Origin of the sequence: Microcoleus sp. S13C4, assembly GCF_036700865.1 — a bacterium.
In the GTDB taxonomy this organism is placed as follows: domain Bacteria; phylum Cyanobacteriota; class Cyanobacteriia; order Cyanobacteriales; family Microcoleaceae; genus Microcoleus.
Genome location: NZ_JAUBPS010000108.1, coordinates 1 through 14,206, shown reverse-complemented (window position 1 = coordinate 14,206; position 14,206 = coordinate 1). Strand labels below are relative to the sequence as shown.

Annotated in this window: 20 protein-coding genes; 12 read left to right on the top strand and 8 right to left on the bottom strand. The window is 45.0% G+C overall.

What is annotated here, in order from left to right; genetic code table 11:
* The first annotated feature begins 92 nt into the window (after positions 1-92).
* Complete coding sequence (locus tag QT996_RS26955; RefSeq protein WP_333050416.1) at positions 93-296, top strand: hypothetical protein; 204 nt, start codon at positions 93-95, stop codon at positions 294-296.
* A 16-nt stretch (positions 297-312) separates the two neighbouring features.
* Positions 313-687 (top strand): hypothetical protein, encoded by a 375-nt coding sequence (locus QT996_RS26950; protein WP_333050413.1) that lies wholly within the window; start codon positions 313-315, stop codon positions 685-687.
* A 29-nt stretch (positions 688-716) separates the two neighbouring features.
* Here QT996_RS26950 and QT996_RS26945 read toward each other — a convergent pair whose 3' ends face one another.
* A complete protein-coding gene (locus QT996_RS26945; protein ID WP_332958465.1) occupies positions 717-929 on the bottom strand; it encodes a helix-turn-helix transcriptional regulator in 213 nt (70 codons plus the stop codon).
* A 149-nt stretch (positions 930-1,078) separates the two neighbouring features.
* Here QT996_RS26945 and QT996_RS26940 point away from each other — a divergent pair, with 149 nt between their 5' ends.
* The 7 genes from QT996_RS26940 (at position 1,079) to QT996_RS26910 (ending at position 7,145) form a co-directional block, all read left to right on the top strand.
* Entirely contained in the window at positions 1,079-1,522 is a 444-nt protein-coding gene (locus QT996_RS26940) for a hypothetical protein (protein ID WP_333050412.1), read from the top strand.
* 7 nt (positions 1,523-1,529) lie between these two features.
* The gene (locus QT996_RS26935; RefSeq protein WP_333050410.1) at positions 1,530-1,985 is read left to right on the top strand and encodes a hypothetical protein; all 456 of its coding nucleotides are present in this window, start codon (positions 1,530-1,532) and stop codon (positions 1,983-1,985) included.
* Positions 1,986-2,000: 15 nt separating this feature from the next.
* Positions 2,001-4,148, top strand: a complete 2,148-nt coding sequence (locus QT996_RS26930; protein ID WP_333050408.1) for a Z1 domain-containing protein — start codon at positions 2,001-2,003, stop codon at positions 4,146-4,148.
* A 350-nt stretch (positions 4,149-4,498) separates the two neighbouring features.
* Positions 4,499-4,849: a hypothetical protein gene (locus QT996_RS26925; protein WP_333050407.1), complete on the top strand. Its 351-nt coding sequence runs from the start codon at positions 4,499-4,501 to the stop codon at positions 4,847-4,849.
* 96 nt (positions 4,850-4,945) lie between these two features.
* Complete coding sequence (locus QT996_RS26920) at positions 4,946-5,485, top strand: Uma2 family endonuclease (protein ID WP_333050406.1); 540 nt, start codon at positions 4,946-4,948, stop codon at positions 5,483-5,485.
* Positions 5,486-5,681: 196 nt separating this feature from the next.
* On the top strand, positions 5,682-6,863 hold the full coding sequence (locus QT996_RS26915) for a GTPase (RefSeq protein WP_333050404.1): 1,182 nt from the start codon (positions 5,682-5,684) through the stop codon (positions 6,861-6,863).
* A gap of 117 nt (positions 6,864-6,980) precedes the next feature.
* Positions 6,981-7,145, top strand: coding sequence for a hypothetical protein (locus QT996_RS26910; RefSeq protein ID WP_333050402.1), 165 nt, complete (start codon positions 6,981-6,983; stop codon positions 7,143-7,145).
* Between the two features lie 256 nt (positions 7,146-7,401).
* Here the strand turns inward: QT996_RS26910 and QT996_RS26905 are convergent, their stop codons facing one another.
* The 7 genes from QT996_RS26905 to QT996_RS26875 form a co-directional block, all read right to left on the bottom strand.
* Complete coding sequence (locus QT996_RS26905; protein ID WP_333050401.1) at positions 7,402-9,651, bottom strand: transglycosylase domain-containing protein; 2,250 nt, start codon at positions 9,649-9,651, stop codon at positions 7,402-7,404.
* Positions 9,652-10,107: 456 nt separating this feature from the next.
* Positions 10,108-10,230 carry a photosystem II reaction center protein J gene (locus QT996_RS26900; protein ID WP_333050400.1) on the bottom strand — a complete coding sequence of 41 codons (123 nt, stop codon included), beginning with the start codon at positions 10,228-10,230 and terminating at the stop codon, positions 10,108-10,110.
* 69 nt (positions 10,231-10,299) lie between these two features.
* Positions 10,300-10,422: a photosystem II reaction center protein L gene (locus QT996_RS26895; RefSeq protein ID WP_015176850.1), complete on the bottom strand. Its 123-nt coding sequence runs from the start codon at positions 10,420-10,422 to the stop codon at positions 10,300-10,302.
* A 9-nt stretch (positions 10,423-10,431) separates the two neighbouring features.
* Positions 10,432-10,569, bottom strand: coding sequence for a cytochrome b559 subunit beta (psbF, locus tag QT996_RS26890; RefSeq protein WP_006635504.1), 138 nt, complete (start codon positions 10,567-10,569; stop codon positions 10,432-10,434).
* A 20-nt stretch (positions 10,570-10,589) separates the two neighbouring features.
* On the bottom strand, positions 10,590-10,838 hold the full coding sequence (gene psbE, locus QT996_RS26885; RefSeq protein ID WP_006635503.1) for a cytochrome b559 subunit alpha: 249 nt from the start codon (positions 10,836-10,838) through the stop codon (positions 10,590-10,592).
* A gap of 56 nt (positions 10,839-10,894) precedes the next feature.
* The gene (locus tag QT996_RS26880; RefSeq protein ID WP_333050397.1) at positions 10,895-11,908 is read right to left on the bottom strand and encodes a photosynthesis system II assembly factor Ycf48; all 1,014 of its coding nucleotides are present in this window, start codon (positions 11,906-11,908) and stop codon (positions 10,895-10,897) included.
* Positions 11,895-12,230, bottom strand: coding sequence for a rubredoxin (locus QT996_RS26875; protein ID WP_333050396.1), 336 nt, complete (start codon positions 12,228-12,230; stop codon positions 11,895-11,897). The genes QT996_RS26880 and QT996_RS26875 overlap by 14 nt, the downstream gene beginning before the upstream one ends.
* A 162-nt stretch (positions 12,231-12,392) precedes the next feature.
* On the opposite strand from QT996_RS26875, the gene ndhC reads away from it, so the two are divergent.
* The 3 genes from ndhC to QT996_RS26860 are packed head-to-tail and all read left to right on the top strand — an operon-like array spanning position 12,393 to position 13,964.
* Complete coding sequence (ndhC, locus tag QT996_RS26870) at positions 12,393-12,755, top strand: photosynthetic/respiratory NAD(P)H-quinone oxidoreductase subunit C (protein ID WP_006635500.1); 363 nt, start codon at positions 12,393-12,395, stop codon at positions 12,753-12,755.
* Entirely contained in the window at positions 12,746-13,468 is a 723-nt protein-coding gene (gene ndhK / locus QT996_RS26865) for a photosynthetic/respiratory NAD(P)H-quinone oxidoreductase subunit K (protein ID WP_333050395.1), read from the top strand. The genes ndhC and ndhK overlap by 10 nt, the downstream gene beginning before the upstream one ends.
* Positions 13,461-13,964, top strand: coding sequence for an NAD(P)H-quinone oxidoreductase subunit J (locus tag QT996_RS26860; RefSeq protein ID WP_172190238.1), 504 nt, complete (start codon positions 13,461-13,463; stop codon positions 13,962-13,964). The genes ndhK and QT996_RS26860 overlap by 8 nt, the downstream gene beginning before the upstream one ends.
* Positions 13,965-14,206: the final 242 nt, after the last annotated feature.

The following is a 14,206-nucleotide window of genomic DNA, read 5'->3' as shown; positions in this document are numbered from 1 at the left end:
TTCGTAATTCATATTATTAATCTAATTTTTTCTTTTATTTTACCTAGAACGAGCGCACTTTCGCAAGAGGTCTACTGTAAGGGAAGTCTGAAGTGAGGAGCGATCGCGTACCGAATCCAAAGCCAGAAAACGTACACCATGTTACAGATCCCGAACTCTGTGAAAAGATGGGCGAAAAATACCACTGGCGGTTAAAAGAAATCCGAGTGACTCGTAACACCCCCCCTGATGTGGCTTGCGTGTTTGAGGGGGAACAAACCTCGTTTCAGGATATGTGGCAAGATTACCAAGATTAAAGGAAAGGGAGGAAAAATGGCAAAAAAAATTTGGATTGTCTACAAAACCGAAAGCATGAGTGCTCCCGGCTGGGAACAACGTCAGCTTATGCCGAGAGGCAGTCTAACTAATATACTTTGGGAAAATTGGACTTGGGAAGAAAACCCAGAAATTCCTCAAGTAGGGGACACAACCCGCGATTATGAAAATCTATCTGACCCAGGTAATGGAGTCACCCACGGGAAAGATGGAGATTGGGTAGTTACTCGCGTTCAGCAGTTTTCTGCTTCCGATACTGAGGAGCGAATTGTGGTGTGTTACTGTTCTTACCAACCTGTTACATCTGATTGGGAAGCGCTACAACGGGGTGAGTCTGTCAATCAGATGCTAGCAACTGTTGAGCAACATTGAGTGGATAATTAGTTCGTAAAAGCGATCGACTATTCCTGCACAATCTCATACAAATCTTCGATCGACAAATCAAAAGTCCTCGCCAACTTGTGCAAGGCTGTCACGTCAACAGTTGCTAATCCGGGCGATCGGGCATAGGTTCTGAGGGTACTGTAGACTACGCCCGATCGCTCTGAAACTTCTTTCAGCGTCCAGCCCTTCTCGGCAGCGAATTCTCGCACCCGCAACTTAATTAAGCCCATAAGCTATTGACAATTGACTAATATAAGTCATAGAGTGATAATGTAAAAAGCGATCGCCCCCAGGTCTGGAAAACTAAAAAGCGATCGCCTATCCAAATTCAATCCCTTTACAAAAGTTTGCACTCTTTACAAAGGATTTGCTTAGCATCATGTTAACAAAATTTTCGCGAAAATCAACCCCCAGACACAGATTGAGCCGGTTTGTCACAAAAGAGGCGATCGCGCGGCTGCTGAAAATCAAGGTAGAACAAATATATCGCTTCGAGTGCTGGGCGCATATCCTGTACGTGCACGCCAAAGGGATGAGTCGGTTTGTGAGTTATGCCGACTTTCCGCCTGTTTTGGGAGTGGAATCGCCCTGTGGTTTAGATTTTGGTTATTGGAAGCGCCGGATAGCGAGTCAGAAAGAGAGACACGCGCCGGATTTTTGGGTGGATTTCTATGCGGATAGATTTCAGAAAGCTGTTTGTGTTTCTGAATTGTTCGAGTGGGGAAATTTGGTGGGGGTGATTAAGTTTATGTTGCGATCAATAGCCGTGGAGTCGCTGCGAAAGGTTTATGCACAAGAGAAATCTCTACTGGAACATTTCTAAATACTAAATGATTAACGATCAGGATTTTCTGCACGGTGCAGCGTTCTTAAGATTAATTAACTCGGGCTCTAGGATTACCATCACCCATGCCTTTGAAATACATCAGTCAATATACTTAGTTGAAAGTGATAGCCGTAAGTCAGCTATTCTCTTCAAAATTTCTAAGAAAGCTACTTCTGCATGGTCTTTCACCTTGAGCGCTCAGGAAAAATCTGCTCTAGCTACTGTGTATGACAAGTATCCTGACTTTTCGGTATTTATCGCGCTAGTTTGTCACAAAGACGGTATCTGCTGTATAGCTGAAGAGCGATTGTGGAGTATAGTTGATAAAAATGCAGATATTAGTGTTCAACACATATCCGTGTCTAGGCGACCTCATGGAAGTTATCATGTAAGTGGCCCAGGCAGGCAGCAGATGAATCAGACTGTACCTCAGAATGATTGGCCTCGCGTAGTTTTGTAAAATAAAAAAACCGCCATGAGTAAGATTCCTATTAAAAATGATGGCTATTGTATCAACAAGTTTCTTGAGAGGATTAAGAGCAAACTTGGAAACACAGAAGCAGAGCAGTTAAAGCAAGCTGCTGTTGAAATTGTTCAAAATTGCGTTGATGTTTACTCAACAAAATTTGGCTCGGGTGATGTTGGCGCTACAGGAACAGGTATTGTTAGTAATCATCATAAAGGCAAAATACCTTATGGTACGACTGGACTAATCTATGGCAAAGTCCAAAGCGGCAAAACTAATACTACCCTTGCTACGCTGGCACTTGCTGAAGCTAATAAATTCCGTTGCTTCATTGTATTAACATCTGATAATACATGGCTAGGTAAACAAACAGCAGATCGTTTTGCAAATCAGATCAAAGGTGGCCCTGTTGTCTTTAATTGGGAACAATGGAAAAATGATCCCAGAGAATTCGCTCATCAACTGCACGACTATATCAATGATACTGGTGTTGTCTTAGTATCCACAAAAAATGTGCGTCACCTTGAGAACTTGCTTAAGGTTCTCAAGTCTGCTAAAGCCAGTAGTGTACCCACTCTGATCTTTGATGATGAGGCTGACAATGCTAGCCTCAATACCAATGAAGCCAAGAAAGCTAAGAAGGAAAAAAATACGGTTCCTGATAGTAAGATATTTGAATTAATAGCCGAGATTAGGCAACAAGTTGCTAATCACATATATTTACAAATCACAGCTACCCCTCAAAGCTTGTTGCTGCAAAATCTCAATCACCCCTGTAAACCAGCATTCTGTGTACTTTCTAAACCAGGCAATAGTTATATAGGAGGAGACATTTTTTTTGAAGAAAATAGCCAACATTGCTGTACGGTGAAAGCCGAAGAGCTGGATCAGTTAAAAAAACAGGGAGGAAAAATCAACCCTGGAGATAATTGGGATATGCCGCCAAAGCTTAAATTAGCTTTGTGCTGTTTTTTCGTGGGTTCAATATACAAAATGAAATCAGCAACAGATATAGATGCTAAGTATTCTTTTCTAGCTCATATTGACCACAAGCGGATTACTCACAGCACGTTGGAAAAGGTTATTCGCAGCTTTGTTGTAGAGCTTGACAAGGCTCTGCGATCTAAATCATCTGTCACAAAGCGAGACGATGCACTTAAGTGGTTAAGTGAAGCTCATGCGGAGTTAAGCAAAACAGCTTCTAACTTACCACCTCTCAATGACCTTGTTGTGGAGCTAGAGTATCAGTTACGAAATACTATACCAAAAGTTATTGATGCCACCAATCCAGATAAGGAACCAAAATACAGCCCAGGTATAAACATTCTAATTGGAGGAAACCGCTTGGGGCGTGGTGTAACTATTGAAGGATTGATGATTACTTATTACGGGCGTGATGCTAAGCAAAAGACGATGGACACAGTTCATCAGCACGCGCGAATGTTTGGTTATCGTCAGGAATTGTTAGATGTTACTCGCCTCTTTTTACCCGAACACATTTTAGAAGATTTCCGCGCTATCCATGAGTCAGATGAGGGTATGCGTGAAGTAATTGATGAGGACACTGGCAAAATTAAGCTGACGCCAGTGTGGGTTGGTCGACAACTTAGACCAACCCGTGCAAATGTCCTTAATCCAGCAGCCATTGGTGCTTTTACCCCAGGATCTTCTATTTACCCCCGCGATCCATTGTGGAAAGCTTCTGAAGTTAAAAAACACACAGAAGCACTTGATAAACTTCTGTCTACATTTCAGGGAGAGGATGAATACCATCCAGTAGACATCGACTCTTTAATCGAGATTATTTCAGAAATGCCAAGCCGTTTCTGTTCGGGGTATCCCTGGGAAGATGAGCGAGTCAAACAGGCACTTCAAGCAATGAAAACAGCAGGTATCCATAATGGTATTCTCAACGTTCGTCGAGGTAAAAAGGGTGATGGGCTGGACTTAAAAAACCAAACTACTCGACCTTGGCAGGATTATTTTTCACCAAGTGAGTGGCGAAGTAAGCCCAGAAAAAAATACCCTGATGTGCCTGTACTCATTGTTATGTACGAAAAAGGTAAAAAACAAGATAGGTGGGATAATCAGCCTCTCTATTTGCCAACACTGATTCTGCCTAAGAGCAAATTCGTCTTTAAGCTGTTCACCATTTAAATTTTCGATACTATCTAAGCCAGTAAAGGGTTTCAGCCTCTGCAACACCCAGTTTAAATGCTAAACAGCTTATGTTCAATTACTCAGAGGAATCAGAAGAAGTAGAAGAGCAACAAGAAGATGAACGAGAATGGGATGATTCAGAGTAAATAGACGAAAGTTAATTGATACCACAAGCATCATATAATTCACCATAAGCCGTCAGAGAAGGAGGCTGATAATTTTTTATATAGCTATAAAAAAGCTTATGAAAAACATTCGGGCGCTAGGGTAGAGGTTCAATTTTTATTTGCAGAAGATTGAGATAGGCTCATGTTTGACTATAAAGTGAATTCTCGTTAAATTCGGTTGTGACACAATCATTTCCAAATAATGTTCCCAGTCCTCGCTTTTCCAATCAGTCCCCTGGGACTCTAGATGATGAACTTCGGTCAGCAGAACAATTAGGTATCAGACCCATTAAAGTGGGAGAAGCAGGATTTGACGATATAATTAATAAAGGGACTGTCAAATGGGCAATAACAACAGAGCTAGAACTCGTTGTAATTTCCAAATTTTTAGATGTTAAGAATGAAATCTACCATGCAGAAATTCGCGAGCTTAGACAACTTAAAAATCGATTGAAAGTTATCGCAGCACTTGCTGACAGCGATAAATATGTTTTAGATGAAGAACTCAACTTGGCTTGCCCTGCGGGATAAACTACCGTAAAAGTGCGGGAACTGAGTACGCAATAACTTCTCATCGTATCAACCATAATAGTAACAAGTGAGTTTGGTAAAAGCGAGGAAATAACTATGGTCACTGCTACTGCTGTACAGGATAATTTTACTTTAGAAGAATTCATCACCGAGCCGCCCGACAACATGGAATTGGTAGACGGCAAACTTGTGGAGAAAAATGGCATGACACTAAAGACGGGTAAAATTCAGTTGAGACTGGGGAATTCTTGGGAAGATTACAAAAATTATAGCGGACAAGGTGGAGAGGCTTATGTCGAGGTTCCTTGCCGCACCAACCGACAAATTCGCCGCCCCGATGTCGCTTATCTCACACCCGAATTAGTTGCACAATTTGGCAATCTTGCCACTTTACCCCAAAGTTTCCCCCTAATTGCCGAAATAGTTTCACCCACCGATATTGCTGAAGATGTCTTTCTCAAAGCACAGGAATATTTAGAATCTAGCTGTCAGGAAGTTTGGTTAGTTTTTCCCGAAAGTCGTTTAATATTCGTGATGACTCAAAATCAGATATTCACATTTAGATCCGGCGATACCGCCACCACCCAACAAATCCTGATCGGTTTTAGCATCGAGGTCGATCGATTGCTAGCTTAAACTAAATTTAACAACCTTTCATGTAGCAGCACGCAACACAAAACTCTCCTCTACCCGTTGCACCAGTTCTGAAATCAAATTGCTACAATATTCTTAATACTCCGCCAGTCCGCCTTCACGGACTTCGTTTCTATAGCATCGAAATTCTATTCGGTGGTATTTAATTAATATCCCACCCTTATCGGAGCAAACCGCCATGTCAGACGACTTTTCCTTAGACGAGCTTTTAAATAGAAGTTATTACGCCTTCAAAGACGCAGAAAACCAAGTGGGACAGTGCAATGTTTTAGTCATCGGCAAAACCGGAGTCGGCAAAAGTACCCTGATAAATTCCGTTTTTCGCCAACGCTTAGCAGAAACCGGAGTCGGCCGCCCCATCACTCAAGGTATTCGCCAATATACCAAACCGAATTGCCCAATTACAGTCTACGATACTCCTGGACTCGAACTCAACGCCGAACAAATTAAAGTTATTCAATTAAACGTTGCTAAACTGATTGAAGACCAAAGACTCCTGCACCCAAAAGAACACATTCACGTCATCTGGTACTGCATCAATCACAGCGCCAATAGAATAGAATCTGTCGAGGAAAACTGGCTAAAAGAAATGGAAGTCAAAGACGTACCAGTCCTTTTAGTGCTGACTCAGACGACATCTAAAAAGCCGGGCGAGTTTTTCAAGCAACTGGAACACATGAATTTGCCAGTCAGTCAAATTATCCCCGTCATGGCTGAACCGGAAGAAATAGATGAGGATTATACAGTAAAATCTCACGGTTTAGATAAGTTGGTAGATGCAACTTTTCAACTGCTGCCGGAAGTAGCTAAAAAAGCTTTTGTTAAAGAACAAATTGCTAATATTGCGCTCAAATCCGATATGGCATTTAAGTATCTAAGTGCTTATGTAGCCGGTTCGGCTATTGTCGGTGCGACTCCTGTACCGTTTGCTGATGCGCCGATTTTGATGACGATGCAAACAGCAATGATTGCTAATATTACTGTGATTTTTGGAATGCCCTTTGATAAGGGGTTTATTTCGGCGATGCTGTCTGCTATTAGCGGCGCTGGCGGGGTTACTGCTGTCGGCAGAAGTATTGTTACTAATTTGATTAAAATGATTCCTGGTGCGGGTACTGTTGTCGGCGGTGCTATCTCCGGTGCAACCGCAGCAACTCTCACGCTTGCCCTCGGTTTGGCTTACATTGAAGTGCTTAAAGCTTATATGAAAGCTCAAATTAATGGGGAACAACTTTCTTTACAGCAGTTGACAAAGATGTTTGTGGAATTGTACAAGGACTATGCTAGTTCTGGGCGTAAAACTTTGAAGGATGACAAACAGAATCAACCTAAACCTCCCAATCAAATTGAGATTGATTAGATTGGGCATTGGGCATTGGTAATGGGGTTGACAAAGAAAGATAAAATGTAGGGTGCGTGATTCCTACCTTACCGCCGAAGTTAATTAGGAGTTATAAGGAGGTAAATAGCTATGGTAATGGCTGCCGTTTTATCAGAAAATGTTTCTCTACAAGACTTTATGGCTAATCCCCCCGACGATATGGAATTGGAGTTTAGACTAAGCAGGTCAAAAAGTGCGATCGCCCAAAGACTGGCAAACGTCCATACAAGAACGGCAACGGTCGCTGGCGATCAGCTATGAGACTCAACCATAAGAGCGGTGCCAGCGACCGTTGACGTTCTCTTTGAGGTGGCGGATGCTTTCTCAAAAAAAAACTGCCTGCGATAGTTTCAACAGACAGCAGAGCAGGTAGAAAATTGAGAATTCCGCTAAAAATCTCAAATCTACCTGCCATGAAGTTAGAACTCCCTTTCGGGTTTCGGCTAAACGAATCTCACCGGCATTTAAATTGTATATTTCAATGCCGTATCAAAATTCGTCCAATCCCCGCATCCACTCAACGCGCCACCTGCCGCATATACTCCCCCCACAACTGAGCAGCATTTGCACTACCTCCCCCAGTCGGAGAATTATCATCATTTCCCAACCAAACTCCTGTCACCAGTTGCTGACTCGGAATATAACCGACAAACCACAAATCTCTATTATCATTAGTCGTGCCTGTTTTGCCAGCTTCTCCCAACCCCAAAGCAGCACTGCTACCAGTACCTCCCCGCACCACACCTTGCAGCATATCAGTCATCGTATCCGCTACGGCTTCAGAAACTAACTGGCGATTAGCAATGCCATCTTTTTGATAGTCATAAATCACCCGGCAACTGTTAAAATTATTCCTATCTTTGCAATCGCTGCTGTCAATAATTCGCTTGATTACGTGGGGGCGATTGCCCAAACCCCGGTTCGCCAAAACCCCGAAAGCACCCGTTAATTGCAATACATTAACTTCACTTTCACCTAATACTAAACCTGGGGCCAAATTCAGTGGAGATGTAATGCCTAAACGTCTAGCCATTCCCACTACATTGTCTAAACCGACATCTTGTGCTACTCTCAAAGCAATTGCATTTTCCGACTGTGCTAAACCCCGATACATATCAGCAGTGCCGCTGGTTCTTTCGCAGCCGCTGTAACTTTGTCCGCCCCAGGAAAGCGGTTCGCAAGAATAAGTTTTGCTCGCTGGTATTCCGCGTTCGAGGGCGGCTGCATAGGTGAAAATTTTAAATGTAGAACCGGGCTGTCTCAAAGCTTGGGTAGCCCGATTAAACTGACTTTGCAAATAATCTACGCCCCCAACTAAAGCTAAGACTTCCCCGGTTCCAGAATTGAGAGTTACCACGGCTCCTTGAGAAAAACCTGCACTCGTTCCAACATTTTCTACAGCATTTTTGAGGGAAGCTTCAGCCACTTTTTGCAGGCCGGGATTCAAACCTGTTTCTACAATAAAATTGCCTTCTCTGGCTAACTGCTCCCCCAGCAAAAACTCCAATTCGTCAAATACATAACTGTAGAAATAAGGAGCGATCGTACTTTGCAGATATTGGCGAGCTTTGGGATTGATCTCAATGCGCGATCGCCTCGCGCGATCGGCTTCTTCCTGAGAAACCGTCCCCATAGCCCGCATCCGTTCGATCACTCGATCGCGGTACTGCACCGCCAATTGATAATTTTGAATCGGATTAAAACTGTTGGGCGCAGGCAAAATCCCCGCCAAAGTTGCGGCCTCTGACAAAGTTAAATCCTTTGCGGATTTGCCAAAATAAAACCGAGACGCATCCTCAAAACCGTAAAGGTCAATTCCCAAAAACACGCGATTTAAATAAGTCAGCAACAGCTCATCTTTGCTGTAATAATTCTCCATTTTCAAAGCAACTACGGCTTCCCGTAACTTGCGTCCCGCCGAATCTTGAGTTCCCACATAATCTCGAAACAAACTCCTCGCCAACTGCTGGGTCAGAGTGCTACCACCTTCACGAATTCCGCCCCCGCGAACATTAGTTAAAAGTGCTCGCAAAACGCCCAGCGGATCTACCCCCAAATGCCAATTGTAGCGGCTATCTTCCGAAGCAAGTACCGCCTTGGATAAATAAGGCGAAAAATCCTGCAATTGCTTTAATTCTAAGTGAGCGTTATTCTGAGGAGGACGCAGGGGAGTTTGCCCGTCGCGGGCGTAAACAATCACGGGGCCATTGATACTTCTCGGCAGAGGCCGCACGTGAAACTTGGTCGATTCCATACCTACCAAAACCGCGATCAAAGCGGTGATTCCGCTGACGCCGTAAAAGCTGTAACGCACAAGTTGGACATACCAAGGCGGCGGATATACGTACTGAATTCTGACAGCGGCGGCTAGTTCCGGCGGGCCTAAAGTGAACACGTCTCCGTGACGCAGCGACATACTTTTAACTCGCCTTTTGCCATTGTAAATGCCGTTTGTGGAGTCTTCATCTTTAATCACAAAAGGAGTCCGCCGCCGAGTATCGCGCGACAGGGATAAGTGCACGTGACTGACAACGGGATTGCGAACTACAATATCTGAAGATTTGGACGATCGACCTAACAAATATCGATCGCCCAACAGCGGATAAACCTCAGCTTTAGCTGCACCCGCATCCTGTACCCACAGTTCGGGTACTTTGGCGTTCGGTTTCAGCACTAGCTGGTTAAAATTAACCTTGGCAATAGTCTGGACTGCTTGGGTAATCGCACCCAAGACGGTTTGAGGTTTGCGGGGCGGCGGTGGGGTCATATTTCGCTGTGCACTACGATCGAGCGATCGGCTCTTGCACCATTCTACTAGCAACTTTTGGCTAATTTCACGATCTGCTCACACTCTCTTAGCGATCGTCCGCTAGTGACCAGGGATTTTGGGGTTTTTCCTCAACCTACCCCGGAGCGATTTATTGAGCAAATTTTCCCAACCACAAATAATCTCGCTCTCATCGACTAGCAGCAACTGATCATAAACTTGTCAGACAATAGACGAGCAATTGCATTCATTCACTCTCAATTCTTGAAATTATCTGCGTTACTCTGTGTTTATCTGCCTTTCATCTGCGGTCTATCGGTCAAAAATTTATGCAATTGCTCGTCTAATCAACACTTTCTCTAAAATTAATCCCCGATTTACCAGCACAATTCGCCTAATAATTAAAAACCCCCTTTTTTAAGGGGGGTTAAAAGCCGAAAATCAGCTTGATTCTCCTTACATCGAAGAACCCAAACCGGCATAAGCACCGTAGAAGAAAAGGCTCACAATGCCCAGAACACCGAGACCTGCGACAGTAGCTACCAGCCACAAAGGAATTCTGCCACTTTCACTAAACATAGCCATCACCTCACTAATTCACAGCTAAACACATTCGATCGAACTATTGAAAGCAAACTAAAACACCAGTTAATTAAAGAAATAACTGGAAAACAAAATACCCAAAACAAAAATCAGCAACAAACCCAAATACAAAGAAGTCCGGTTTAACTCAACAGGCTGCTCGTTGGGATTAGGAACGCGCTCAGGCATTGTAAACTCCTATCGTTGAATAAATTGCATTGCTGCGATCGCGCCCAAAAAGAAAATTGTTGGGACACCTAAAGTATGAACTGCCAACCAGCGCACCGTAAAAATCGGATACGAAATTGGCTCATTGTTGGGGGTTCTGCTCGTCATTTTTCCAAATCCTTGTTAAATTACTTGGCAATGAACTGATCTACTTGTTTCTTAGCTTCAAAGCGATCCGAGATAATCGGCACTTCTTCCCGCTGCGGTGTGAAATATTGGTTAGGGCGAGGAGTTCCGAAAGCATCGTAAGCCAAACCCGTTTGCACAAACAGCCATCCAGCAATAAACAAAGCCGGAATGGTGATGCTGTGAATTACCCAATAACGGATACTTGTAATAATGTCCCCAAACGGACGTTCTCCAGTTGTACCAGCCATTTAGAATCCTCCTTTCAACAACAAATTGACAGACAATCTCTATTACTATTCTACTATCAAGCCGCTTGCGCTGAACCTTGATATTTAAGTAAAGTACCGCTCGCGCCGATCACAAATCCGCGATCGGAGCCCATAAAGACAATCCTGTAAAAATTAGCGGGAACATCTTCTACTTCGCGGTCTTTTAGCCAAGTTTTCCCGCCGTCCAAACTGCACAGCAAATTGCCGCCGCCGCCGGCTACCCAAACTTCATTATCAGTCCGGTAAGCCATGTCCAGCAAACCCCAACTCGCTTTGCGATCGGGAAAAAACGGTTTTCCCCAACCTTCAGGATTGGACGGGTCGCTAAACTGAATCTGACCACCACGGGCGAGCATCCACAAACGCCCGTCCTTGGTAAAGCCCATATTTTGCAGGCGGCGAGAACTATTGCGGTTGTGAGGTTCCCAAGCTTCTTGTCCGGGTTTCCACACCGAGTAGAAATTGCCCTTCGAGGAAACCGCAACATACTGCCCGTCTTCAGAACGGTTGATATTGCGAACTACCCCAAAAGAATCCAGCACGACAGCTTTCCAATTTTTGCCGCCGTCAGAAGTCCGGTAAATCGCCCCCACATCGGTCGTCATTTCGGCGGAATTCGGGCCCAAAGCTGCGATCGTACTCGGAGAACCAGGCAACTGACTGCTCAAAGCAATCCGCGTCCAAGACTTGCCCTCATCGTTCGTGTGGAGCAAAACAGAAGGCTGGCCGACAATCCAGCCTTCGGAACCCGAAAAACTCACCGACGCAAAACGCGACCTAGGATCGTCGATATCCAGTGCTACAGACTTCCAGCTAGTCCCACCGTCCGAGGTTTCGAGCAGAGTCGCCTCAGAACCCACAACCCAGCCGTGTTGAGGATTGCCCGTAAAGGCAATATCCTGCAAATTAGCTTCCGTCGGCAAGGAAACCACTTGCCAGGGGTTGTAACTCACAGCACCGATGGTGCTGCAACTCGTACAGATGAGCGCAGCGGCCAATAACATTACAATTCGTTGCCAAAATCTCACAATCGTTTTACTGCAAACCATACATACTAAGTAACAACAAGAAACCAACGACCAAGCCGCCAAAAATCAGCAAACTTTTCTGACCTTCGGTCATGCCGTTGACACCGACACCGTAACGCTGATTTGCCTTAAATCCCGATACCCCTTCCATCTGACCGAGATTTTGAAACGCCGACTTGCGCGCTGCGCAAACGGGGCAGACCCAAGTTTGGGGCAAATCTTCAAAAGCCGTGCCCGGGGCAATGCCAATTTTAGGATCGCCCTTTTTCGGATTGTAGACGTAGCCGCAGGCGCGGCACTCGTGCCGATCAAGGGTTTTAGTTTCAGTGGCTTGATCGCTCATAGCTCCAAAAGAGTAGGTAAGCTAATCTTAAAATATACATTAAAAATTATTGCAGAAGATGGACGATTAATCTCAACCAACTCGTAATTTTAGCTACCCAAAATCTATATAATGTAACAGACAAGTTACAGAACCCTTTCACCTAGGCAGTAATTATTCACCGTGTTTGCACTTAGCGGCTACGAGTATTTCTTAGGCTTCCTGTTAATTTCCAGCCTAGTCCCTATCCTCGCCCTCACGGCGTCTAAGGTACTGCGCCCCAAAAGTCGTCCCTACGACCGACGCACTACCTACGAATCCGGCGTCGAGCCGATCGGCGGAGCCTGGATTCAGTTCAACATCCGATATTATATGTTCGCCCTGGTCTTCGTCATCTTTGACGTAGAAACCGTGTTCCTCTATCCTTGGGCGGTTGCTTTCAACCAGCTAGGACTGTTGGCTTTTATCGAAGCCTTGTTTTTTATCACGATCCTCGTTATTGCTCTTGTCTATGCATGGCGCAAAGGAGCCTTGGAATGGTCTTAAGTTCTGACAAATCACAAAAAGCGCTGATCAACCCAGTCGAGCGCCCGGAAGTCACATCTCAACTCTCAGAGAACGTCATCCTGACAACAGTCGATGATCTCTACAATTGGGCGAGACTTTCGAGCCTGTGGCCGCTACTTTTCGGCACGGCCTGCTGCTTCATCGAATTTGCAGCTTTGATTGGATCGCGCTTTGACTTCGACAGATTCGGTCTAGTACCGCGATCGAGTCCCCGGCAAGCCGATTTGATCATCACCGCCGGCACAATTACCATGAAGTACGCCCCCATCTTGGTGCGGCTGTACGAACAAATGCCGGAACCCAAATACGTCATCGCGATGGGCGCCTGCACGATCACCGGCGGAATGTTCAGCATGGACTCCACCACAGCAGTCCGCGGCGTTGACAAACTGATTCCCGTAGACGTGTACATCCCCGGCTGTCCCCCCCGCCCAGAAGCGATTATTGACGCAATTATCAAACTGCGGAAAAAAATCGCCAACGATTCCATGCAAGAGCGGGCCAATTTGCTGCCAACGCACCGCTACTACACCAGACCCCACAAAATGAAAGTAGTAGACGACATTTTGGACGGCAAATACTTGTCTATTCCAGGCCGGATAGCGCCGCCGAAGGAATTGACGGAAGCAATGGGAATGCCAGTACCGCCGGCCCTGCTTGCAGGACAAAAACAGGAGGTAAACCGTGGCTGAGACAGAATCTGCAATTGTTGAAGCCGGGAAGGTTTCCCAGTGGTTGACTCAGAATGGCTTTGAACACGAAGCTTTAGCGGCCGATAATTTGGGCGTGGAGATATTAAAGGTCGATCGAGAATTCTTAATTCCGATGTCAACAGCACTGTATGCCTACGGGTTTAATTATATGCAGTGCCAGTGCGCCTACGACCAAGGGCCGGGACAAGATTTAGTCAGCGTCTACCACTTGGTTAAGCTGACAGATAATGCTTCCAAGCCTGAAGAAGTCCGCGTCAAAGTATTCGTACCGCGCGAAGATCCCAGAGTGCCATCAGTCTACTGGATTTGGAAAGCAGCCGACTTTCAAGAGCGGGAATCCTACGATATGTACGGCATTGTCTATGAAGGACATCCGAATCTGAAACGGATTTTGATGAACGAAGATTGGGTAGGCTGGCCTCTGCGGAAAGATTACATTTCCCCTGATTTCTACGAATTGCAAGACGCTTATTAAGGGAGTTTTGAGTTTTTAGCTCAAAATATATAGGACTAAAGCCCCTGTCGCGTAAAGTCGGGTACGTCAGGGGGGAAAACCCTACTATACACCTTCAATAACTCTTGTGGGGCAGGCATCCTACCTGCCCTTTACAGGTTTTTTGGGAAGGCTTCACTTAACCAACGAAGTAATACCAATTTTCAAAAATCATGCAACAGTAGCTAGGGCTGACAAAATGTAATCCCATCCAGTTATAGATG

Coding starts and splice junctions, on each gene's coding strand:
- QT996_RS26920 (WP_333050406.1), top strand. CDS start 4,946: ATGGTCACTGCTACTGCTGTACAGGATAATTTTACTTTAGAAGAATTC.
- QT996_RS26910 (WP_333050402.1), top strand. CDS start 6,981: ATGGCTGCCGTTTTATCAGAAAATGTTTCTCTACAAGACTTTATGGCT.
- QT996_RS26950 (WP_333050413.1), top strand. CDS start 313: ATGGCAAAAAAAATTTGGATTGTCTACAAAACCGAAAGCATGAGTGCT.
- QT996_RS26930 (WP_333050408.1), top strand. CDS start 2,001: ATGAGTAAGATTCCTATTAAAAATGATGGCTATTGTATCAACAAGTTT.
- QT996_RS26935 (WP_333050410.1), top strand. CDS start 1,530: ATGATTAACGATCAGGATTTTCTGCACGGTGCAGCGTTCTTAAGATTA.
- QT996_RS26900 (WP_333050400.1), bottom strand. CDS start 10,230: ATGTTTAGTGAAAGTGGCAGAATTCCTTTGTGGCTGGTAGCTACTGTC.
- psbE (WP_006635503.1), bottom strand. CDS start 10,838: ATGGCTGGTACAACTGGAGAACGTCCGTTTGGGGACATTATTACAAGT.
- QT996_RS26945 (WP_332958465.1), bottom strand. CDS start 929: ATGGGCTTAATTAAGTTGCGGGTGCGAGAATTCGCTGCCGAGAAGGGC.
- QT996_RS26940 (WP_333050412.1), top strand. CDS start 1,079: ATGTTAACAAAATTTTCGCGAAAATCAACCCCCAGACACAGATTGAGC.
- psbF (WP_006635504.1), bottom strand. CDS start 10,569: ATGACGAGCAGAACCCCCAACAATGAGCCAATTTCGTATCCGATTTTT.
- QT996_RS26915 (WP_333050404.1), top strand. CDS start 5,682: ATGTCAGACGACTTTTCCTTAGACGAGCTTTTAAATAGAAGTTATTAC.
- QT996_RS26875 (WP_333050396.1), bottom strand. CDS start 12,230: ATGAGCGATCAAGCCACTGAAACTAAAACCCTTGATCGGCACGAGTGC.
- ndhK (WP_333050395.1), top strand. CDS start 12,746: ATGGTCTTAAGTTCTGACAAATCACAAAAAGCGCTGATCAACCCAGTC.
- QT996_RS26880 (WP_333050397.1), bottom strand. CDS start 11,908: ATGGTTTGCAGTAAAACGATTGTGAGATTTTGGCAACGAATTGTAATG.
- QT996_RS26895 (WP_015176850.1), bottom strand. CDS start 10,422: ATGCCTGAGCGCGTTCCTAATCCCAACGAGCAGCCTGTTGAGTTAAAC.
- QT996_RS26905 (WP_333050401.1), bottom strand. CDS start 9,651: ATGACCCCACCGCCGCCCCGCAAACCTCAAACCGTCTTGGGTGCGATT.